Origin of the sequence: Streptomyces sp. NPDC049970, assembly GCF_040660235.1 — a bacterium.
In the GTDB taxonomy this organism is placed as follows: Bacteria; Actinomycetota; Actinomycetes; order Streptomycetales; family Streptomycetaceae; genus Streptomyces.
The window spans coordinates 234,737-257,436 of record NZ_JBFALP010000009.1 but is presented as its reverse complement, the minus strand read 5'-3'; the positions used below and the strand labels follow the sequence as shown (position 1 = coordinate 257,436).

The 22,700-nt window shown below is 72.7% G+C and carries 9 protein-coding genes (1 of these 9 cut by a window edge); all 9 read left to right on the top strand.

Annotated elements, in window-relative coordinates; translation table 11 throughout:
- The first annotated feature begins 38 nt into the window (after window positions 1-38).
- Window positions 39-1,445: a type VII secretion integral membrane protein EccD gene (gene eccD / locus AB0I83_RS18825; RefSeq protein WP_356530601.1), complete on the top strand. Its 1,407-nt coding sequence runs from the start codon at window positions 39-41 to the stop codon at window positions 1,443-1,445.
- Between the two features lie 49 nt (window positions 1,446-1,494).
- Window positions 1,495-3,108 carry a type VII secretion protein EccB gene (eccB, locus tag AB0I83_RS18820; RefSeq protein ID WP_363305383.1) on the top strand — a complete coding sequence of 538 codons (1,614 nt, stop codon included), beginning with the start codon at window positions 1,495-1,497 and terminating at the stop codon, window positions 3,106-3,108.
- 468 nt (window positions 3,109-3,576) lie between these two features.
- Window positions 3,577-3,912, top strand: coding sequence for a hypothetical protein (locus AB0I83_RS18815; RefSeq protein ID WP_356530604.1), 336 nt, complete (start codon window positions 3,577-3,579; stop codon window positions 3,910-3,912).
- 90 nt (window positions 3,913-4,002) lie between these two features.
- Entirely contained in the window at window positions 4,003-4,311 is a 309-nt protein-coding gene (locus AB0I83_RS18810; RefSeq protein ID WP_356530605.1) for a WXG100 family type VII secretion target, read from the top strand.
- Window positions 4,312-4,465: 154 nt separating this feature from the next.
- A complete protein-coding gene (locus AB0I83_RS18805) occupies window positions 4,466-4,930 on the top strand; it encodes a type VII secretion system-associated protein (RefSeq protein ID WP_356530607.1) in 465 nt (154 codons plus the stop codon).
- Window positions 4,931-5,079: 149 nt separating this feature from the next.
- The gene (locus AB0I83_RS18800) at window positions 5,080-8,550 is read left to right on the top strand and encodes an AAWKG family protein (RefSeq protein ID WP_363305382.1); all 3,471 of its coding nucleotides are present in this window, start codon (window positions 5,080-5,082) and stop codon (window positions 8,548-8,550) included.
- A 193-nt stretch (window positions 8,551-8,743) separates the two neighbouring features.
- Window positions 8,744-9,196, top strand: a complete 453-nt coding sequence (locus tag AB0I83_RS18795) for a YbaB/EbfC family nucleoid-associated protein (protein WP_363305381.1) — start codon at window positions 8,744-8,746, stop codon at window positions 9,194-9,196.
- A 2-nt stretch (window positions 9,197-9,198) separates the two neighbouring features.
- Entirely contained in the window at window positions 9,199-9,570 is a 372-nt protein-coding gene (locus AB0I83_RS18790; protein WP_363305380.1) for a hypothetical protein, read from the top strand.
- A gap of 81 nt (window positions 9,571-9,651) precedes the next feature.
- Window positions 9,652-22,700 carry the 5' end (the start) of a lonely Cys domain-containing protein gene (locus AB0I83_RS18785; RefSeq protein WP_363305379.1) on the top strand. It continues 24,706 nt past the right edge of the window, so only the first 13,049 of its 37,755 coding nucleotides appear in the window; the start codon lies at window positions 9,652-9,654; the stop codon falls past the right edge of the window.

The following is a 22,700-nucleotide window of genomic DNA, read 5'->3' as shown; positions in this document are numbered from 1 at the left end:
TCCTGTCAAAGCCGCCACGGAAGACGAGAGTTCAGCTGATGACCGACAGTGCGGTGGCCGAATCGTGCCGCCTGACCGTACGTGCGCCGAGCGTCACCGTCGATCTGGCCGTGCCCGCCGACGTACCGGTCGCCGATCTGCTGCCCACGCTGCTGCGCTACGTGGGCGAGGAAGCCGAGGAGGCCGGACTCGACCACGCCGGCTGGGTGCTCCAGCGCCTCGGTGACGCCCCGCTCGACGAGGAGAGCACCCTGGCGCGCGCCGGGCTCTCCGACGGCACCGTGCTCTACCTGCGCCCGCATACCGAGGCGTTGCCCGAGGCGCGGCTCGACGACCTCGTGGACGGGATAGCCGACACGGCCGCCAGGCGGCTGCACACCTGGTATCCCGGGGCAGCGCGCGGGCTGCTGGTGGGCACGTCGGTCGCCACCGTGGCAGCCGCCCTCGTGCTGGTGTTCTGGCCCGGAGTGACCGGCTCCGGTGCCTCCCGCGCCGCCTGCGCGGCCGTGACCGGGCTGCTCCTGCTCGCAGGTGCGGGCTCCGCCAGCCGCGCGGTCGGCGACCGGCTCTCCGCGACCGCGCTCGGCCTGCTGGTCGCCCCGTGCCTGGCACTGGCCGGCTGGGTGCTGCCCGGCGGCGACGTGACCGGCCCCGACGCGGCGCAGGTCGTGGGCGCCCGGCTGCTCGCGGCGGGCGCGGCGGGCGCCGGCGGCGCGGTCATCGCGCTCGCCGCCACCGCGGTCGGCGCCCCGGCCCTGCTGGCCACCGCGGTCGTCTCGGTGGCCATCGCCGCCGCAGGGGCCCTGATGGGGTACTCCGGCCTGGACGTGCCGGCCTCGGCCGCCCTGGTGGCGGTGGTCGTCGCCCTCGCCGCCGGGACGGTGGCACCGTTCGCCTTCAAGCTGGCCGGGATGCGCCTGCCCTCGCTGCCGTCCTCCGCAGGTCAGCTCCAGGAGGGCATCGACCCCTACGCGGGCGACGAGGTCGCCGAGCGCACCGAACTGGCCGGACGCTGGGTCACCGCGCTCTTCGCAGCCACCGGCATCATCGCCGCGGCCGCCCTGGCCGTCCTCGCCCAGCACCCCGGCCTGCCCGAGGTGCTGACCGCGCTCACGCTGAGCCTGCTGCTGCTCCTGCACTCCCGGGGCCTGGTGCACATCGGGCAGCGACTGACCCTCGCACTGCCCGGGATCTGGGGGCTGCTGCTGCTCGCCCGCGCCTGGGCGGTGGACAGTGACGCCGACGGGCGCGTGGTGGTCTTCGCGGTGCTGCTCGCCGCCGCCGCCGGACTCGTCACCGCCTCCTGGACGGTGCCCGGACGCCGGGTGCTGCCGTACTGGGGCCGTGCGGCCGAACTCGCGCACACCGCCTTCGCCGTCGCGCTGCTGCCGCTCACCCTGTGGGTGGCCGGCCTCTTCGGATGGCTGCGCGGCCTGTTCGGCTGAGTACGCCCGCCTGCGGGGACATGGGATCACGAGTTGTTGAGGAGAGGCTGTGCAGTCCAAGCGCGACCAGGTACAGGCCCACAGTTTCATGATGGGCAGGCTCAGCTCGGGCCTGCTGACGGCCGACCCTGACGCCCCGGAGAGCCCGCTCGGACGCACCACCCGAGGCGTGGTCTTCGGTGTGCTGGTCTCCGTCCTGATCGGCGCCGGCGCCACTGTCTTCGGGCTGCTCCGCCCCGGCGGCAACGACGGCTGGCGCGACGGCAAGCACCTGGTGGTCAACCGCGACACCGGTGCCCGGTACCTCTGGACCGGCACCGACGGTGTGCTGCACCCGGTCCGCAACTACGCCTCGGCGCGGCTGATCGGCGGCGCCGACCTGGCGACCGTCGACGTCGCGACCGCCTCGCTGCGGGACGTCGCGGTGGGGGCTCCGGCAGGCATCCCCGGGGCACCCGACGCCGTGCCGGGACCGGGCGAGCTCGACGGCGGCGCCTGGCACATGTGCGTCACCGGTCCGGGAGGTGCGCTGCCCAGCACCTCCGGTGCCGTGTCGGGCGCCGGGGTCGACAAGCCGGGGGTCACCACCCTGGTCGCCGGTGCGCCGCTGGACTCCCGGGGTGTGGGCGGGGACCGCGGGGTGCTCGTGAGCGGTCCTGGCGACGACGAGTTCCTGGTGTGGCGCGGCAGCAGGCTGCCGCTGGACGGCGCGTCCGACGCGCGTAACGCCCTCGGCTACGGCTCCGAGGCGCCCACGCCGGTCTCGGCGGCCTTCCTCGACGCGCTGGCACCGGGCCCCGCCCTGAAGCCGCCGGCCGTTCCCGGGCGCGGGACGGAGGGCCCCGAGCTCGGTGGCGAGGCCAGCCGCATCGGCCAGGTCTTCAACGTCAGCGTCCCCGGCGGCGGCAGCGCGTACCACCTGCTGCAGAAGGACGGGCTGGTGCCGCTGAGCCGGCTCGGCGCCGCCCTGGTCCTGGGCGACCCGGCGACCCAGGAGGACGCGTACCAGGGGCAGTCGCCCGAGGTGCGTGAGGTCGGCGCGGACGCGCTGCGCACGCACCGGGCGAAGGACCCGGCCCCGGCCGTCTCCGCGGAGCTGCCCGACACCCCACCGGTCCCGCAGTCGGTGCCGCGCGGCACCGCGCTCTGCGCCCAGGTGGACGGCGACAACGGCGGCACCCGGATCAGGTCGGTGCTGGTGCCGCTGACCGGGCTCGCCCCGGTCGTGGTGTCGGAGGGCACCGCCCAGCCGTTCAGCCCGGCCTGCGTCCGTACGGACGCCACGGTGGTACGTCCCGGGCGCGGCTCCCTGGTCCGTGCCCTGCACGCCAGCGGTGCCGCGCACGCGGGGACGACGTACCTGGTGGCGGAGAACGGCGTGAAGTACCGCGTCCCGGCCAAGGACTCGCTGGCGGCCCTCGGATATGCCGCCGGGGACATCGGCTCGGTGCCGGCTCCGCTGCTCGCGGCCCTCCCGACGGGCGCTGACCTGGACCCGGCCGCGGCCTCCGGCGCCGCCGAGCCCAGGGTCACGGCTCCGAAGTGCGACGCCGACGCGGGGGGCCGGGATGCCGACGGCGGGAAGAGCGGGACAGACAAGACGGACACGGCGGACACGGTGGACGCGGCGGGTGCTCGCGGCGCAGCCGACCCGGCACCCTGAGCCAGGCAAAAGGGGCATAGTACGAGTCGAGGTAATGAGAAGGGGCGCGAAGGGGGCGCCCCGGCGAGAACTCCGTTCCGGGAAAGTCGATTTATCGCGGACCGGGCGCGCCGGAAAACCTCAGAGAAAGCTCAGATATTCCGGCAGGCCGCGATCCGTGCAATCCCGTGAACTCACCCGCATCGCCGGGAAACGGTCCGCCCGTATGACCGTTCGCCCACTCCGGCCGCCCGTTTCCCGACCGTATCGCTTTGTGTCGCGCAGGGGTGACGTCCCGCCACTCCTGCCCTCCGGCCGGGAGCCGTTCATCCGACGGAAACATCAGGACAACTCCGTTGCCACGCAAGGAGTCCGCCGAGCCGACCTATGCTCAAATCTTCCCAACATACGTTGCGCGGAACGCTGGGTTCTCTTTAGCCTCAGCGGGCAACGGTGCAACAGGACCAGCCTGAACGAAGGGAGCGCGACATGGCGGACACTGCCGCGAGGAAAGCGGATTATGCCAAGGGCTTGGGGGGCGTCTCCTCTCTGGAGTCGGCCCGGAGCGCGGTCGAGAAGATCCAGAACAACGTCGGCGAGATCGCCGCGCGTTCGGGTGTCGGCGGCGACGAGGGGCAGGCCCTGCTGAAGCTCTTCCGCAGCTGGAACGCGGAGGCGCAGAAGGTCGTCGTCCAGATCAGCAAGATGGTCGACGCGCTCCAGGAGAACGTGACCTCGGCCGACCGCCTGGCGAAAGAGAACCAGGACCTGACCGAGGTGCTCAACAGCAAGACCAGCCAGGGTGTCTTCGAAGCGCTGCGCTGATCCACCCCCCTGCGGCACCGGCCCCTTCCGGGGAGGCCGGAGCCGTGAGCCGGCCGGGCACTCCAGCCCGGCCACCCGAGAGGAGACGTCATGGCCGACGGCATCATCGATGTGCAGTACTCCACGGTCCGGCACGCGATCGAGGAGCTGAAGGACCAGACCCAGCAGATCATCACGACCCTCAACACCCTCGAGGACGAGCTGAAGCCGCTCGTCACCTCCTGGGAGGGTGACGACCAGCAGATGTACCGCGGGGTCCAGGCGGAGTGGGACCAGGCCACCAAGAACATGGCCCTGCTCCTCGGCGACAGCGGTGAGCTGGTGCAGAGCATCCACGACAACCACTCCCGTGACGAGCGCAAGAGCGCCGACAACTGGGGCAATGTGCGGGCCCGATAGCCCGTGACCGGGGCTCCCCTCCGCGCGTCGGGAGGGCGGGCCCCGGCGTTCGTGAACCCACCCGGCAAGCCGCCGGCCGGGCCGTCGTCCGCACGGGGCGCCGGCCCCGCCGACCGTATCCCCGTCCGGCACCAAAACGGCAGGAGGACGTCCCATGGCCGGTGAGAAGGCCGACGTCAAGCACTTTGACCTCAAGCAGATGGAGCACTTCCGGGACAACGAGGTGCAGCCGGTGTACACGGCCGCGAAGAAGCACCGCGAGGACGGCGACGGGGAACACATCCGGCCGCTCGGCCACCTCGTCGACGGTCACACCACACCGGACAACCTCGCCCAGGACAAACAGCTGCTGCGCATCGGCAGGATGGTCACCGAACCCCTGGTCTCGGGACCCAAGCTGATCGAGGGCGTACGCACCGCGGCCGAGGCCATCGACAAGCTGCTGGGCGACCAGATGGACCTCTTCAAGGAGCTCAAGGAAGCGCTCACCGACACGATCGAAGAGGCCAACAAGACCAAGGACAAGAACATCGACGCGATCGACGCGCAGACACTGCTGCAGACCTTCGAAGAGGTCGACACGCTCACCAGCGGCTCCTCGGGCGAAGAGACCACCTGAGCCCCTGTCGCGCGTACCGGACGGCACCCCGTGCGCCCGGCGCGCCCGAGTGAGGGACATCCGGCCGCGCACCCGCACGACGGAACTGCGCGCAGCCACGTAAGAGTTGTGCGCCGACACGCACGACAACCGACCAGAAAGGGCGCCCGGTGGCCGATCGGTACGATCCCAACTCCCAGACGAACCTCGACAAGTTCGACAACGCCGGCGACCCGTCGACCGACACCTGGGCCACTCTGGTCACCCACATCACCGGCTATCCGGTCCCGGACCGCAGCACCGTCTTCGACACGCTCAAGTCCGACCACGGCGGCAAGCTCTTCCGGATGGACATCAAGGAGCGCAGCCTCAGCCTGCTCGTCAAGGACTCCGGCTTCCTGACGAACAAGGGCGAGGACTACGACATCTGGTTCTTCGACAGCGGCAAGAAGCGCTCGATCATGCAGGCGCGGATCGTCTTCGAGGGCCGTGTGAAGGCCGGTGAGGAGATCATCTTCGCCACCCCCGGCTCCGACAACGTCCACGACGCGCAGGTCCGTGAGGGCAACGAGTTCTCGGACTACAACAAGGACAAGATGAGCACCATCCCGCTCGCCCGGTACATGAACGGGCCGCGGGCGGCGCTCCTGGAGCTGCTGGGCGGCAGCACGCAGGACGCCCGCTTCAGCAGCCTCGGCGTTCCCGGTGCCGACGTGGTGGACCTGAAGTCCTTCAACAGCACGGGGGAGTCCTTCGACTTCGCGGCGAAGTTCTTCAGGGACCACGCGGTGGTGCTGAAGGACTGGGAGGACCGTTTCAGCCGCGAGGACGCGAGCTGGAAGGGCGAGGCGGCGGAGGTGTTCCGCAGCCTGCTGAAGAAGATCCGCGAGAACTACGACAGCTACGTCGAGACCTTCGACTCCACGGTCGGAACCGGCGACGCGACCGGTACCGGTGGCACGGTGTACTCGCGCGCGCTCTCGCTGGGCCGCACCTACCTGGAGGAGTCCGCCAACAAGCTGTTGGAGGCGTGGCTGGCCTGGGCCAAGTCCTCGTACTACGACCCGCACCAGGTGCTGCGCTACGTCCTGGACGAACTGGCCCAGTGGGTGGACGCGAACAACGTCGCCAAGACGGACATCAAGTCGTACACCAGCCGCTACACCACGACCGTCAGCCACAGCCCGCAGGGCGGGTTCTCCCAGGTGCACCCGGAGTACGGCGACCTCTCCGACGTCGCGAACTGGGCGAAGGTCGGTGACAAGGCGGCCAAGATCTGGACCCAGGGGGTCGACGAGTACCTGGGCAAGCCGGCCGCCACGGTGCAGTCGGCCCTGAACAACCACTTCCTCGAACTGGGCGAGGACTTCGCCGACAACGTGCCCAAGCCGAAGTCGACCAGCACGGCCTCGGAGGAGTACGAGGAGAAGAAGCTCGAGGAGGAGAAGGAGGAGGTCAGGAAGGAGAACGAGGAGAACAAGAAGTACCAGGACGAGCTGCGGGAGGAGCAGAGGAAGCAGCGGGAGGAGGACAAGAAGTACCAGGACGAGCTCCGCGAGGAGCAGAACAAGCAGCGGGAGGAGGACAAGAAGTACCAGGACGAGCTCCGCGAGGAGCAGAACAAGCAGCGCGACGAGGACAAGAAGTACCAGGACGAGCTCCGCGAGGAGCAGCGCAAGGAGCAGGAGGAGGCCAAGAGCCTCCAGGAGGATCTGCGGAACGAGCAGAACCAGCAGCGCGACGAGGACAAGAAGTACGCGGACGAACTGCGCGAGGAGCAGCGCAAGGAGCAGGAAGAGGCCAAGCGTGAGGCCGAGGAGCAGCAGAAGGCCGTGACGGAGAGCCTCGGCGGGCTCAACGACCCCAACGCGGTCAACGAGCAGAACCTCGGGAACCTGGACGACCTGCTGAACGGGAACAAGCCGGTCACCGAGAGCCTCGGCAGCCTCGACGACATCAACGGCACCGGTGGCGACCAGAACCAGCCGGCCCCGGTCGCGCAGAGCCTGGGCAACCTCGGCTCGCTCAACAACGGCGGCCCGGGGGCGGCGAACAGGTCCGTCAACGACGCCAACGACGCGATCTCCCAGAACCTCGGCAACCTCGGCGGCCTGAACAGCGGCGGCGGCGCGTCCCTCGACACGCCGACCGGTGGCAGCACCCAGCTCGGCGACGGCAAGCTCACCACGGACTTCCCGGACGGCAGCAGCAGCACCTTCGACCCGGACAGCGGTCTGGTGACCACCACCCACCCGGACGGCAGCGTCACCACGCAGGACCTGGGCGACGGGACCCGGGTGACCAATCCGGACGGGTCCGTCACCTCCCTCGGCGACGACGGCAAGCTGACCACCACCTTCCCCGACGGCAGCACCCAGGTCGTCGACCCCGCCACCGGCCAGGCCGTCTCCACCGATCCCGACGGCAGGACCACCACCCAGGACCTCGGCAGCCTCGGCAACCTGAACAGCCGGAACACACCGGGAGACCTGGGGAACCTCGGAGACATCAACTCCGATCTGCCCACCCAGTCGCCCGGCGACCTGGGCGACATACGTGACCTGGGGGACCTCGGGAACCTCAACGGCGACGGCTCCGGCCTGGAGACTCCGACCGGCGGTCGCACCGAGCTGGTGGGCGACGACTTCACCACCACCTTCCCGGACGGCACCGAGGGCGTCTTCGACCCGCAGAGCGGGATGTTCACCTCGACCGGTCCGGACGGTTCGACCGTGACCACCGACCTGACCCACGGGGCGACGGTGACCAATCCGGACGGCTCCGTCACCGGGCTGGACAACGGCAGGCTGACCACGACCTTCCCGGACGGCAGCACCCAGGTCATCGACCCGGACACCGGCATCGCCACCGTCACCGATCCGCAGGGCAGGACCGAGACGATCGACCTGCACGACCTCAACTCGCCGAACACGCGAACTAGTTCGGACGTCCTCGACGGGCTCCGTGACCTGGACGACCTGGACGGCCTGAACGGCTCCGGTAGCCGTAACGAGTCCGTCGGCCTCGGCGGTCTCGACGGCCTGGGTGATCTCGGAGGTTCGGGCGGCGCCGGTGGCGGCGGTGACGGCACCAGCTCCAGGGACGTGCAGTTCTCCGAACTGGGCCTGGGCGGTGGCCAGGCGGGCGTAGGAGCCGGCGGCGGGCTGTCCGGTGCGGGTTCCCTCTCCCCGGACGGTTCGGGCACGGTGGACCCGCTCTCGGACGGCACCGCGGCAGGCGCGGGCATGCCGCTCGCGGCAGCCGCCGGGGCAGGCGCCGGGGCCGGGACCCCAGGAGCCCCGGGTACGCCGGGCAGCCCCGGCATGCCGATGGGCGGCGGCATGGGCGGTATGGGTGGCGGCGGTGAGAAGGGCAACGGCGAGCGGGTGCGCTCCGTCCTGGTGGACGCGGCGGAGGAGAGCGAGCGCCGCAACCGCCGCCGGCGCAGCCCGTGGAACCGTCAGGAGGACAGTGACACCTTCCTCACGCCGGCCTCCCGGGTGGCGACCACCGGCGGTGAGACCCCCGAGGAGGAGACGGAGCCGCGGCGCAGGGCCACCAGTTCCGCCGACTACCTGGAGGAGGACGCGGACGTGTGGGGCACCGAGGAGGGCGGTACCCCGGCCGTCATCGGACGGTGACCGCCCGTCGGTTCGCGCGCGAGCACGGCCTGGAGAGGATCCCTACCGTGCCCCGGCTTCCGGATCGGGGGCCGGACCAGGCAAGATCATGTCAGTGGTCCACGGACCGCGGAACAGGACGTACGGACCGACCCGGATGTCCGGACGTAAGCAGAGACCTACACGGAGACCTACGCAGAAGGGGGGAACCGACGTGACGGAACCGCTGGAGAAGCGCCTGGAGAAGGCCATGGCCGAGCTTCAGGCGGCCCAGGAGGCGGTCGCGCGCACCGAGCGCGAGCTGCGGAACGCGTCGTTCGCGGCGCTCTCCTCCGACCGTGCGGTCCGTGCCACGGCAGGCCCGCAGGGTGAGTTGAGCGGGATCGAGTTCCTGGAGAACAAGTACCGCGACATGTCACCGCAGGAGCTGGCGGCCAGCGTCCTGGAGGCGGCGAACGCGGCGCGCGTGAAGATGAACCGGCACGTGATGAAGGCGATGGCGCCCTTCGCCGAGCCGAGCAGCAACGTGCCGGAGCTGAAGGGCTTCGAGCTGGACTGGGAGCGCATCTTCGGTCCCGAGGTGCTGCGGGACGACGACGACACGGCACGCGGCGGTCAGGCCGCCCCCACCTGGCGGGACGCGCTCGGCGCAGAGGGAGAGGACTGACGATGGGACAGCGGTACTACGTAGACCCCCAGCGCATCGAGGCCCTGGCCCGGCAGCTCGAGGAGATCGGGACTCTGACCAGGAGCATGACCGAGGAGTTCCTGGACGAGCTGGCGCCCACGGTGAACTGGCCCGGCACCGAGGGCGAGTTCGCGGAGAAGGCGAAGCCGCAGGAGCAGAAGGAACGGCAGACCACCAAGGACACCATGATGTCGATCCGGGACGCGCTGGTGGGCATCACCGACGCCACGGTCAGCAACGTCCGGATGATGAAGGACACCCGCGACCGGAACATCGAGAGCGTCGAGCAGGGCACCAACCGCATCGACACCGACGGAATCGACGGCGGCCCGAGCGGGCATGGGCGCCGCTGACCTCCGCGCCGCAGGCCGCTCCCACGCCATCTCGGGAGCGGCCTCCGAGTCCTGCCCGCGTGCGCTCCAGGACGGCTCCCGATGAGCATCCACGTGTCGCCCGAGGTCAACGCGATGATCTTCATCCTCACCGGGGAGAGGCTCATGGACGCGGACGAGGACCTCGCCTACGAGAGCCGTCGGCCGTACTCCGGTCTGGGCCGCAAGCTCGACAGGCTGTCCTCGCTGATCGACAAGTCGGTCCACGACATCGGCGAGTCCATGCCGGACGACCTCGCCAAGTCGTACGCCAAGGCGATGGGCATGCTCATCGACGACGGCGGCAAGAACTACCTGCGGGACTTCGCCGGGCAGCTCGACAAGATCGCCCAGGGCCGGCGCAAGACCTCCATGGACATCATGGAGTCCAAGTGGCAGGTCATCGCCGAGATCATCCGGCTGCTCATCGAGATCGCCATCTACCTCGCGATGTCGTTCTTCACCGGCGGCGCCTCGGCCAGCCAGATCATGATGGCCAAGCTGCGCAGCCGGTTCTTCATCCTCACCACCCTCAGCCACCTGCTCCAGCGGCTGCACCTGGCGCCTTCGCTGACCGAGGCGTTCGCCGAGGCGTTCACCACGTTCGCGGTGCGGCTGGCGATGATGAACTTCGCCCCGGACGGGCGCCGTCCGGACGGCATCGACTGGAGCGACATCGGCAAGGCCGCCGCGTTCGGTGCGGCGGCCGGTTTCCTCACCGGCGTCTTCGACAGCTTCGCGAGGAACATCGTCCGGAGCTACGACAAGAACTTCCTCAAGAACGGCCCGGACCTCGACTTCAAGAAGGGCCCCGGCTTTCGGAACAACCCGACCCCGGACCTCAGGAACAACGGCCCGCACCCGAACCCCAAGCCGAGTCCTGACCCCACACCGAGCCCCAAGCCGCGCCCTGAGCCCACTCCGTACGGGAACGGCCCCGACCTCCCGAAGAACCCGCCGGTCACCTTCCGGAACAACCCGCTCTCCTTCCGGAACAACCCCAACCTGTGGCGGAACAACCAGATCCTGCGACACAACGCCGACCGGCCGGGTGCGCTGGCCGGGCACTACGGGCTCAAGGGGACGGCCGACTTCCTCGCCGCCGGCTCCGGCGAGGCGCTCGCGGAGATCCTGATCAAGGGCGCCTTCGACGGAGACTGGTCCACCAGCTGGTCCACCTTCGTCGGCGCGGGCATCAGCAGCCAGGTCGAGGCCACACTCAGCGACTCCGCCCTGAACAGCGGCGCCGAACTGCGCCACGTCATCGACAAGATGCGCAACCTGCCGCCCACCGCCTCCGGCGGCCTCGGCGACTCCGACAGCCCGTCCCGCTCCGGCTCGGGCGACGGCGAATCGGACGGCACCGACCGTACCGACGGCCCCCCGCGCACGGATTCCACCGGCGGCGACGGGACAGCGCTCACCTCGCCCCCTCCCGTCACCCGGCAGACCACCGGACAGGGCGACATCGACACCGGCAGTCAGTCGCCCCCGCCCTACGTCGCGGGGGACCCGCCGCCGTACTCCACCGGGAACCCGCCGTCGTACTCCCCGGGCCCGATGCCCGTGACCGCCGCGGAGAACGAGCTGTGGCAGCAGGTCCACAACGGCCCCGCCGAGGTCCGTGAGCAGGCGCTGCGTGACCTCGCCGCCCTGCGCGGTGCCCAGCCGCCGGGCAGCGCCGAGATCGGTGTCCGCGACGGCCTCCAGGGCAACCTGTCGCACGTCCCCGAGGTGCGGGTGGTGCCCGCCGGGAACGGCCCGGCCGCCCAGATCGACGCCGACGAGGTACGCCGTGCCCTCGGGGGCTTCAACACCCCCGTCACGGTGGACGCGCCGCTCCCCGTCGCCCGGGGCGGCAGCTCCGGCACGGGCCCGGCCGGCTCCGCCGCGGGCCCCGGAAGCGTCGGTGGCCCGGTAGGCGCCGGTGGTCCGGTGGCCGGGCAGGGCCCCGACGCCCCAGTCGGCGGCCCGGCCGATCAGCGGGGTGCCGCACCCGCGCCCGAGGCCGCCCCGGAGAGCGCGGCCGTGGACGGCCCGCCGGACCTGGCGGAGACGTCTCCCGGGAACAACCCGGCCGTGACGACCCCCGAGAACCCGGTGGGCGAGGTCCAGGGGCCCGCGGGCGAGTCCGGTGACACGGGCGAGGTGGGCGGTCCGGACGACCGTACGGTCGATGGGCCGGCCCAGAACGGCGTTCCCCCGGTCGCCACAGGCGGTCCCGCACCTTCCGCCGCACCCGGCACGGGCAGCGGCGGCCGAGCAGGAGGCGTCCCCACCAGCGGCGCCCAAGGCCCTTCCGCCACCTCGCCCCAGGGCACCCGCTCACCGGACGGCACGGACTCGGTGGACGGCTCGCAGCCGGCGCCGGACGGCTCACGGGACACCGAGCCCTCGTCGGAGGACGCGCCGGTCCCGGACTCCGCCGACTCGACGGGTACGGACGGTACGCCGGACCCCGGGGAGCACGTCACCGCCCCGGCCGCCGGGACCGGTACTCCGGGCGCCGACACCACCACGGCCCAGGCCGCCGGCACCCACACGCCTGTCGCCGGCACCGACACCGCACCGGCTTCCGACACCGCCACGAATCCGCCGAAGGTCAGCACCGTCGGCTCGTTCGCCGACACCGGTGACGTACGCGATGCCGGCGGCACGACCGACGTGAAGACCGGTCCCGACCGCGCCGAGGGCCCCGGGCCCACCCGGGCGACCCCCCTGACGATCGTGGTGTCCGAGGTGCCGCCGCCGGGGGAGGGCTCCCCGGAGACCGCCCGGCTGCTGGACCGGGCCGGGACAGACCGTGCCGTCGTGCTCGGTCCGGCGGTCGCGACGGACGGGTCGGGACGCCCCGTGCGAGCCGCGGTCGAGCTGACCCGCGAGGGGCCCGGGGCCCCGGTGCGGGTCCGCCCGCTCACCGGCCCGACGCCCACCCCGACGGCGGACGGCACCACGGACACCGCGTTTCCCGGGGCGGACGTGCTGCTGCCGCTCGCCGACGCCCTCGGCCCTGCCCCCGGCCCGGTGTCCCGCCCCGTCACCTGGAGCGGCGCGACGAGCGACCTCGACACGAACGACACCAAGACCAACGTCAGCCGGACGGACGACGGCACGACGAGCGACCTCAAGACGAACGACCTCAGGACGACCGTCCGTGCGGCGACCGACAGCTCACCCGCCCCCACCGCCCCCGCCAAGCTGAGCACTTCGTCCCGCCCCTGGACCGAGACGGCCACCGACCTCCACCTGGAGTCGGGCGAAGGCGACAGCGGCAGCCGCGGAACCGGTGGGCAGGCCCCCGGCCTCGGTGCGGGACCCGGCACCGGCAGCGGCGGCACCCCGCCCCCGACCGTGCCGGCCACACCGGAGACCTCGTCCGAGCCGCCGGCCGTGGCATTCGCCCCGCCGCAGGCCCGGATCGTCGTACGCCCCGTGGGCGGTGCCACCGACAGCGGCGCGGACGGATCCCGGCGTCCGGGAGGCGAGCCCTCCGTCGTCACCCTGGACGGCCTCACGGTGCCCCTCGACCAGCTGCGGCGGCTGGTGTCGGACACGACGGTCAAGCCCTCCGCGGGCCGTGCCGTCCGGACGTTGACCATCTCGCAGAGTCCTGCCGAGGACGGTACGGCCCGCGCGGCGGGGCGGTGGGCCCTGGCCGGCCAGGACACCTTCCGCGGCGTACGCACCGTGTCCGGGCCGGACTCCGCCACCGGCACGGAAGCGGTCCCGCCCGTCGCCCGCACGGTGTTCACCGGCCCGCCGGCACCGCTTCCCGGCAGTGACACCGAGCAGGGCGCCGACTACTTCGTGGGGCACGCCACCCCCCGTACCGTCACGCTCGGCACCGACGACCCGGTGCGGCCCACCGTGAAGGTCAGCGGTGTACAGCTCGGCGAGGTGCTCAAGTCGTGGGCGGTGGACGGCGATCAGGACCGGCCGCTGGTGCTGTTCTCCTGCGAGACCGGACGGCAGCCCGAGATCGCGGGCCTGCCGGTGGCACAGCACGTGGCGAACCGGACCGGGCGCCCGGTGTACGCGCCGACCGCCGAGGTGGGTACCGCCCGGGACGGGGACGGCAACGTCCGCGCGGTACTCACCGAGGGTCCGGACGGGCCGGGACGCTGGCGGCTGTTCACCCCGGAGCCCAGTGGCGCGGACCTGGACCGGTCGGCGCGCGACGCCGGCCTGCACGCGGGCCCGGGCCCGGCCGACCCGTTCGCCAGGGCTCGCACCCTCCAACAGATCCGCACGCTGCGCGACGCTCTCGGCCCCGACGCCGAGAAGAGCCCGGGCAACGCGGAGTTGCTCGCCGGTCTTGCCTACGTGGACGGTCTGCGATGGCTGAGCGCGGAGAGCGCGGCCCGTTACGGCGACGGCCGCATGACGCCGGACCTGCTGCGCCGGATGGTCACCGACCGGCTCACCGCCATCGGAGCGGCGACCGCCGGTCCCGCAGCCGGCCCGTCCGCCGATCCCACTCCCGAGCAGTACACCGACTTCCTGCGCGCGGCCGCCGGGTTGCGGGCCGGTGCAGGGCCCGACACCACGCTCGACGACCTGCTGCCCCCGCCGCCCCCCGAACTGTCCCCGGCCACGCCGGTCACCCGGGACGACGTGCGCGGCCTCTCCTACGCGCCGTCCGCGGATGTCGCCTGGTCGCTGTCGACCGAGCCGCTGCCGCTCTCCGACCTGGCCCTGAGTCCGCAGGACACCGCCGAGCTGGCGCGCCGCATGCACGCCCCGGCGTCCGAGGCCACCGTCCAGGAGGAACAGCCGGCACCCCTGCCGCCGCCGACGCCGCTCCAGCCGAACTCGACCGAGGTCAACTCGTACGTGGCGCGTCACATGTACGGGATGCCGGAGAAGAGCTTCAAGGGGTTCCGTGACCTGGCGCGGGACAAGAACCTGGTCATCGACGTGCGTCCGACGAACCCCTCTGCGCCGAAGTGGCTCGATGCCGGGGCTCTCGCGAAGCCGGAGGAGATCAAGGCCAAGACGATCGACGAGATCGATGTCCTCCTGGGTGCTGATGCCGGAAGCGTCGGGCTCGTCGGTTACTTCAAGCCGGTGCTGGCTGATTCGGTGGTCCTCCCGGAGGGTGAGCGGGATCGGGTCCTGTCGCGTTTCAACCAGCGTTCGACGGAGTTCCGCGAGTTGGCCGCGAAGATGGCGGCGTTGGAGACGGAGAACCGGTACGCCGTCCGGAACGGCGTGGTCTTCGGGGTGGGTGAGGACGGTGGACATCGCCCGATCACGGGTGACCATGACGTGTTCGACGTGTCCACGCCCGGCGGCACGCGGATCTCGCGTCCGGAGCACGATGCGCTGATCGAGGAGATGCGGGCGAAGGACATCGCCGTGATGCACGGTGCGCACATGTTCTGGAATCCGCCGACGGCCTTCGACAAGTCGGTCTTCGACAAGATCGTGGGTTCTCACGAGGGCCCGGACGGCAAGCCGCTGATCCGGTTCACTCCCGGGAACCAGAACGCCCAACTCACCCGGCACAAGCCGCTCACGCCGCCGTCCGGCCTGCCGCCGACCACGCCGGTCTCACAGGAGGACGTGCGCGGGCTGCGCTACGCGCCTTCGGCGGACACCGCCTGGTCGCTGTCGAGTGCGCCGCTGCCGCTGTCCGAGCTGGGGCTGAGCGCCGAGGACACAGCCGAACTGCTGCGCCGCAGGCCCGACCTGGCCTCCGTGCCGAGCCGTCCCGAGAGCCTCGTCGGCGACCTGACCCTGTTCAGCAAGGGCGCCGGGACGCCTGGCCCCGCGGACGCCGTGCACGCGGACGGTCTCGCCTTCCGCCGGCTGAACACCCCGGGCGGGGGCAACTGCCTCTTCCGGGCCCTGCTCGACAGCGCGCGCAGCCGGGACGTGCCGCCGGCCTGGGCCGCGCGGAACGTCGCCGGGCTGCGCCGCCTGCTGCGCGACCGGATCGCCGGGTCCGAACTGGCCGCGGCGGCGGCCGAGGCGACCCCGGACCCGGTGCTGGCCGTCGTCGACGACCTCCGGATGACCGCCCTCGCGGGTGTGACCGACCCGGACGAGCGGGGCCGGATCGCCCAGCACTGGAACACGATCGCGCAGGCGGTCGTCACCGACGGCGACCCCGGCGCGTGGCAGCGGATCCTGCGGGACAGCGACTACCCGCACCTCGCCGACGTGGCACCCGCACCCGCCGACGCGCGAAGGCTCGGCACGGAGGAGCTGATGGCCGCGGCGGCCGAGCTCCCGGGGCTGTGGGCCTCGCCGTTCTCCGATCTGCTCCCGCAGGCGCTGGCGCACACGCTCGACCTCGACCTGCGGCTGGTCCAGCCCGACCAGCTGTCTCCGGGGAACATCCTCGTCACGGCCATGCACCCGGGCGGCCAGGCCGGCACCCTGCACCTCGCCTACAACGGCACCGACCACTTCGACGCCCTGGTCCCCGCCTCGGCCCCGCTCCCCCCGACGCCGGACCCGGTCACTCCCACGCCTGACCCGACGACGACACCGGACCCGGTCACCACGCCCCAGGAACCGGACGGTTCCGACCCCTTCGGGGAGTGGCTGCGCGGCATGGGCGGCATCACCGACCTGGACCGTCCGGACGCCGAGACCCCCGACCGGGGCGACCCGGTGCCGCTGGAGACCCAGTTGGAGCGGCACCGCCCGGCACGGCTGCTGACCGGCCCGGACGCCCGGCCGCCGGGCCCGGCGCCGCGTACCGTCACCTTCGAGGACGGCAGCCGGCTGCCCACCGTCCTGATCAGCCCGGACGCCGATCCGCACGACGGAGGCCCGGGCGCCCGTACGGACGGGACCCCGGGAACCCCCGGGACCGGCCTGTTCACCGGTCCCGGCGCCGTCACACTGCGCTCGCCCGAGCAGGTGGCCCGGGAGATCCTCGACAAGCTGCCGAAGAAGATCCGCGCCCAGTTCGACGAGGCCGAGCTGCTGCGCCTGCTGACCGACCAGCCCGGCGCCTTCACCGCCCCGCGCGGCGCGCGTCTCGTGGGCCGGGAGAAGTCCGGCGTCGGCCATGAGATGACGGTCGAGGCCATTCCGTACCACCGCTGGCAGCGCTTCTCCGACGTGAACGGCGCCACCGTCAGGATCGACACCATGCGGCGCGGCCAGGCTGGTACGGGCGGTGGGCGCAGCGTCGGCGTCGGGCGCCGGATCGCGGCCGCCGTGAGCATGGGCCCGCCGCTCAACTGGCTGCTGAAGATCGGCTTCTCGCTGGGCTGGACCCGCAGGACCGACTACGCCCTGGGCACCCAGGCGTACAACCAGTCCGAGTACCGGGCCTGGGAGGGCTCGCACCTGCACCTGGACGACGTGCACTACCGGGTACGGGTCCACCGTGTCACCGAGGCGCCGGACGCCACCCGCCGGCCGGTGGCGGGTCCGCCCGGCTCGCCGGCGCCGGGCCCCCGCTGGCAGCGCAGCCAGGTGCACACAGCCGAGTTCGCCATGCGGGACGGGCTGAGCTGGCGGCTGCCGGACGACCTGACCGTGCCGTTCAAGGGCCTCCGCCGGGCACCGAGGACGCTCACCTTCCCGGACGGGACCGAGCCCCGGGTCACCGACACCACCGGACTGCACCTGACGGACCCGCCCGAGGACGTGGCTCTGGCCATCTCCGGTGCCCGACCTGGAAGTTCGGCGCACCGCACACTGGTCTCCTACGTCCGTCCGGGGCGGCTCCTACCGCTGTTCGGGAGGTTCGCCGGACCGGTCAGCGGGCCCGAGCTGACCCGTGGCAGCGGTCAGCACCCGCTGGGTCACCTGATCGTGGAGCGGTCGATCCCGCAGCGGGCCACCCTGGTCACCGAGTCGGTCAAGGCGGAGGTGCGCGACCTCACCCAGACCACCTACCAGAACGAGCGCGGCCATGTCCGCGACACCCGTCTCGGCGTCCAGGTCACCGCGGGGCCGAACTACAGCATCGCCGGCCCGGAGACGGACGTACGTCTGCAAGGCGGGCCGCTGGTCCGCGCCGACCTCAGCGTCGGGCGGGGGCACTACCTCGGCACCGACGCGGCCCGCAAGACCACCGGCCGCGTCCGCAACCACCCGGTCGCGCTCTACCGGGTCGAGCGCACGCTGATGGTGCGCAAGGCCGGTGAGCCGTCGTCCGCCGCCCGTCCGGTCCGGGTGGTCAGCCTGGACTGGATCTCGACCCAGGACGCCCGCCGGCTCGCCGGCTGGGACAGCCGTACGCCCGGCCGGACGGGCCCCGACCCGGATGTCGAGCCGCCGGTGCCGTGGTACCTCACCCGGGAGGACCCGGTCCACCTGAGCGGCCAGGTCCGTGCCGAGGGCTTCCGCCCCGACCAGCAGCCCCCCACGCAGCCGGGCCAGGACCAGCAGCCCTCCACCCAGCCGGGCCAGGGCCAGGACCAGCAGCCCCCCACCCGGCAGGACGACCCGCAGCAGCCCGGCACGCGGCAGGACCAGGCGGGGCAGCCCGCCGCGCAGGACCCCATGCGGGTCTTCGCCGACAGCGTCCTGGACACCCTCCACCGCTCCTACCCGTCGCTGTTCGTACCGCCGCTGATGCTGCGGCACCCGAGGCTGGCGAAGTTCTGGTACGGCGACGGGCGGATGCGGACGGCGCTGCACAACGACCGTCAGGTGCGCGAGGCGCTGAACCGGCCGAGCCTCGCCCAGAGCCTGGACGACCTGACGACCACCGGAGTGCCGGTGACCCTCACCGAGGACGGGAAGGTGCGCCGCGGCCACCACACCCTGATCCTGCGGGCGCGGCTCACCGACCGGCGGTTCGAGACCACCATGAGCGAACGCTCGCTGCGCAACGCGGTGATCGGCACCGAGATCTCCGGCCAGGGGCAGCAGACGTCCACCATCCTCTCCGCCGGTGCCGAGCTTGGCGTCTCGCCGCGCGACCACGACAAGGTGCCCGAGGCAGGGGTGCCCCGGCAGACCGGGAACGTCTCCGTCGGCGCCCGCTACGCCAGGACCGGCCAGCAGGCCACCAGGAACACGGTCGCGGTAGCGCACGACAACCTGATGTTCCAGAACAGCGCGGACCTCTACAGCTACCAGGTGGAGCTGGGCGCCACCTTCGAGGGCCACCGCCGCCCCCGCGGCTGGGCCCGGCTCGCCACCATCGGCCTGCTGGGCGCGGGCGTCTTCGTCAGCAGGATCGAGGAGCGGCCGCTGTTCAGCCGGGGCAGCGAGACCGTGGGCCGGGTGGAGCTCGCGGTGCCCGCGGCGCACGGCTCCGACCGCCACGCCCCCGCCGGCCCCCCGGCCACCGGTACCGCGCCGCGCCCTGCCCCGGTGCCCCAGCGTCTCTCCGCCCTGGAGGCGGACCAACTCCTCGACGGCACCCGCCCGCTGCCGAGGGTGGGCCCGTCCGACCGGCAGCTCGTCCGCAGACTGCTCAGCGCCCCCCACGTGGTGCTCAGCACCGAGGGAGGCCGGCAGCGCCAGCGGCTCATGCAGGACACCGCCGACCGCGCCTCGGGCACCTCCTGGCATGTCAACGCCCCCGGTACCCCGGTCCGGGCAGCCCTGCGCCGGGCGATGGCGAACCTCGGGGTGGCCGGGCAACTCGGCCAGTACCTGGGCCCGTTCGGATCGCGTGTCACCGGACTCACCGGCGCCGGACCGTTCGAAACCCACTACCTGAAGGCCGCGGTCCGAGGCGAGCTCGAGCACATACGGGTCATGAGCGATCCGAAGCCTGCCAACCTGGAGGCCACGATCGGCAACGAGCACCGCGTCGTCGGCAGCGCGAGCACCACCTCACGCACCACTCTCGGCCTCCAGGGTGCCGACATGCCGCTCCAGCAGGCCCCGGGCGGCCCGGCGGTGATCGGCTCCTACTCCACCGCCCTCCAGTACGCCTGGGGCAAGGGCCGCAGCGTCTCGCAGACCCTCGCCCGTGGACACAACACCACCGTCAGCTACGCCGGGCGGATGTACCTGGTGGTCGCCGACGCCGCCGAGACCGTCGCGGTGCGGGACCGCTGGACGGCGGCGATGGGAATGGTCGGCACCCGCGCCGGGACCCGGATCAGTTCCGCGGCCGGGCGGATGTCCGGGCGGCTCGCACGCGGTCTCGCTCCGCGCCGGGCCGCCGCCGCGCTCCAGCGCATCCGCGACGCGGTGATGTTCCACCTCCCGATGCAGGACGTCATCGAGGCCGGTCTCGCCCCGGACGGCCTGGAAACCACCACACCGCGCAACCTCGGCGCCGGCTACCGGCTGCCCCCCTTCCTGCGCCGCCGCTTCCCCACCCACCCCAGCGGCCAGCTCGACGCGAGCCACGCGGCGCAGCAGCTCATGGGGAGGCTGGAGAGGATCGGAGTGCCCTCGCACGACCGGGAGCAGGTCCTCCAGCGGCTGTCCCCGGACTTCCTCCGCGCCCACCTGCACGAGCTGACGACCGACGGGATGGCGCTGCCGGTCCGCTACCGCGCCTGGTCCAACCCGCTCCACCTGCCGGTCGGCGGCAGCCCCGGACAGGTCAGGTTCAAGCTGACTCCGGTCAGCACCACCGTGGAGAGGCTGCGCACCGGCTACGAGCTGGAGGACTACCGCACCATCGCCCGCGACGACGCGACCGGCACCTCGCAGGACCGCGGCGCCGACGCCACGCTCAGCGCCGGTGAGCGCGCGGCGAGCAGCGGCATCCTCGTCGCCAACCCGTCGCTCCAGGGCACCGCGGCCAAGCAGCGTTCGAGCAACCGGACCGAGACCGTCGGCAGCACCTCGATGCCGAACATCGCCACCACCCAGGCGCACGCCGAGATCGTCACCACCTACACCCTGACCGTCACCATGACCGACGCCACCGGCGATACGCTCGCACCGCGCGCCGTCGCCCAGGTCGGCAGCCTCAACGAGTTCCTCCCGGCCGGACTGCTCACCCCGGACGGGGACGGCGCCGACGGCGCGCTCACCGAACAGGACGTGCCCGAACCCGAGTCCGCGGTACGCGTGCTCACCCCCGGCCAGGCCCGCTCCGAGGGCATCGCGGCCTGGCGCACCTCCGCCGCCGGGGACCCCGCCGGCGCCGCCGACCCGGACGTCCTGCCCTTCGACGACCGGATCGGCTCCGGCATCCTCGCCGTCGACATCCGCGGCGCGTCCAACGTGCAGGACGCCCTGACCCTCGCCACCGCACGCGCCGACGGATTCGGCGACGGCGACTCCGGTGAACGGCACACCGGCAGCACGCTCCGCTCACGGGTGCGCATGGCCCGGCTCACCCCGCTCACCGGCCTCGGCACAGCCCCCGCCCAGGCCCAGCAGGAGGCCACCACACAGGGCGGTCTGACCGCCGGCTTCCGCGAGGCGCTCGGCGCGAACGGCTCCCAGCTGCCCACCCAGGCCTCCGCCCGCCTCCTCGGCCAGTCCCACACCGCCGACTCCCGCCTCTACGCGAAGATGCACCGCCGCGGAGCGCGGCTGCTCGCCGTGGAGAACAAGCCGCGCATGGAGGCCATGCAGCGCCGCAAGACCTCCGACGGGCTGGAGGCCGGCATCACCGACAACATCGAGGGCGCGGCGGGCACCGCCCCGCTGGCGGGGAACAGCAACGCGGGCGTGACCAACCCCGGTGCCACGGTCCCGATCGGCGGCACGAACGACGGCACCGCGCTCAAGGGCGCCGTGGACACCACCCTCGGCACCCACGTCAAGGTCGTCACCGACCGCAGCATGCTCTTCGCGGTGCCGGTGAGCTGGCTGTCCGTGGCCGAGGTGGACCACAGGTTCACCGACAGCCGCCCGATGCACGCACTCGGCAAGCCCAGGCGCGGGCCGCGCGCCGTCGAGGCCGAAACCACCGCCCTGGTCTGGCTGCGCGAGGACATCGCCCGCGACTACGGCCTCCTGGACGACGACACGTTCCCCGACGAGGTCCGCACCGCCTGGGACGGCATGGCGAAGGCGGCGGGCGACCTCGCCACGGCGGAGAAGGCGTACTACGACGCACGGGCGAGGACCCGGGAGACGTGGCTCGGCCTGAGCACGGACGAACAGGCCGCGCTCGGCGACGGCCACCCCGACCGGGCGACCGTCCTGCCGCGGTCGGTGGCGCAGTCCCCGGCCGTCGCTGCCTGGCAGGCCGCCCGCGAGGAGGCCCGCAACTGGGAACGGCGCACCGACGCCGCCGCCGCCGACCACCACCGGCTGCACCTCGCCGCCTCCCGCCTCACCGCCCACCACCAGGGTTCGGCCTCGGTCCCGGTGAAGGACCTCCCGCAGGAGTACGCCGAGCCCGGATGGCGCTCCGAGGCGCCCGCGCCGTACACGGTCACCGACGCCGCCTCCACCCCGCGCACCATCACCTCGCCGGACGGTGCCACGGTGCGCGAGGTGCACGAAGTGCCGCACGACGGCGCGTCGTTCTTCCACGCGCTGCTCGCCGCCGCCCAGGACCGGGGCCGCCTGGCCCAGTTGCTCGGGAGCGACCTCGCCGACCGGTTCACCGGCACCCCCGGAGACCCGGCCGTCACGGCAGAGGCCGTCGGCGCCGCTCGCGACCGCCTCGCCTGGGCCCTGGGCGCCGACGGCAACGAGGACCTGCTCGACGCCCTCGCCCTGGACGCCGCCGACACCTTCACCCAGGACGAACTCGACGCCGCGCAGATCCTGTTGACTCCGGCTCAGCAGGCCGAGTTCGACGCGCTCGGCCGCCTCCCGCAGACCCTCTGGCCCACCCCTGCGCAGCGGGTCGCGCTGGCCGTCGCCGCTCTGTCCCGCCCGTTCGCGAGCGAGCCGCGACAGGACGGCGCGACGGACCCGGACGGCGAACCCGCGCCGCCCGAGCGCCGTGCGGGCGACCACGGCGGCGCCGACCTGCTGCCCGCCCTCGCCGCGCGCGTCCTCGGCACCCCGCTCAGCGTCGTGACCGGTGAGGGCCGCGAGCAGCTCTTCCTTCCGCACGGCACCGATCCGGCCGCCGTCGACCCCGCCGCGGATCCGGTCCTCTTCGCCGACGGAGGCTTCTTCCACGCCGCGCTCCCGCAGGGCACCCCGGCTCCGGCCGCCACCCCGCTGCCCGCGCCGCCGGCCCCCGCGACGGCCGGTACGGACAGCACGCGTCCGGCGGATCCGCCCGCACACCGGAGCCACACCACTCCGCCGTG

Coding starts and splice junctions, on each gene's coding strand:
- AB0I83_RS18790 (WP_363305380.1), top strand. CDS start 9,199: ATGGGACAGCGGTACTACGTAGACCCCCAGCGCATCGAGGCCCTGGCC.
- AB0I83_RS18810 (WP_356530605.1), top strand. CDS start 4,003: ATGGCCGACGGCATCATCGATGTGCAGTACTCCACGGTCCGGCACGCG.
- AB0I83_RS18815 (WP_356530604.1), top strand. CDS start 3,577: ATGGCGGACACTGCCGCGAGGAAAGCGGATTATGCCAAGGGCTTGGGG.
- eccD (WP_356530601.1), top strand. CDS start 39: ATGACCGACAGTGCGGTGGCCGAATCGTGCCGCCTGACCGTACGTGCG.
- AB0I83_RS18805 (WP_356530607.1), top strand. CDS start 4,466: ATGGCCGGTGAGAAGGCCGACGTCAAGCACTTTGACCTCAAGCAGATG.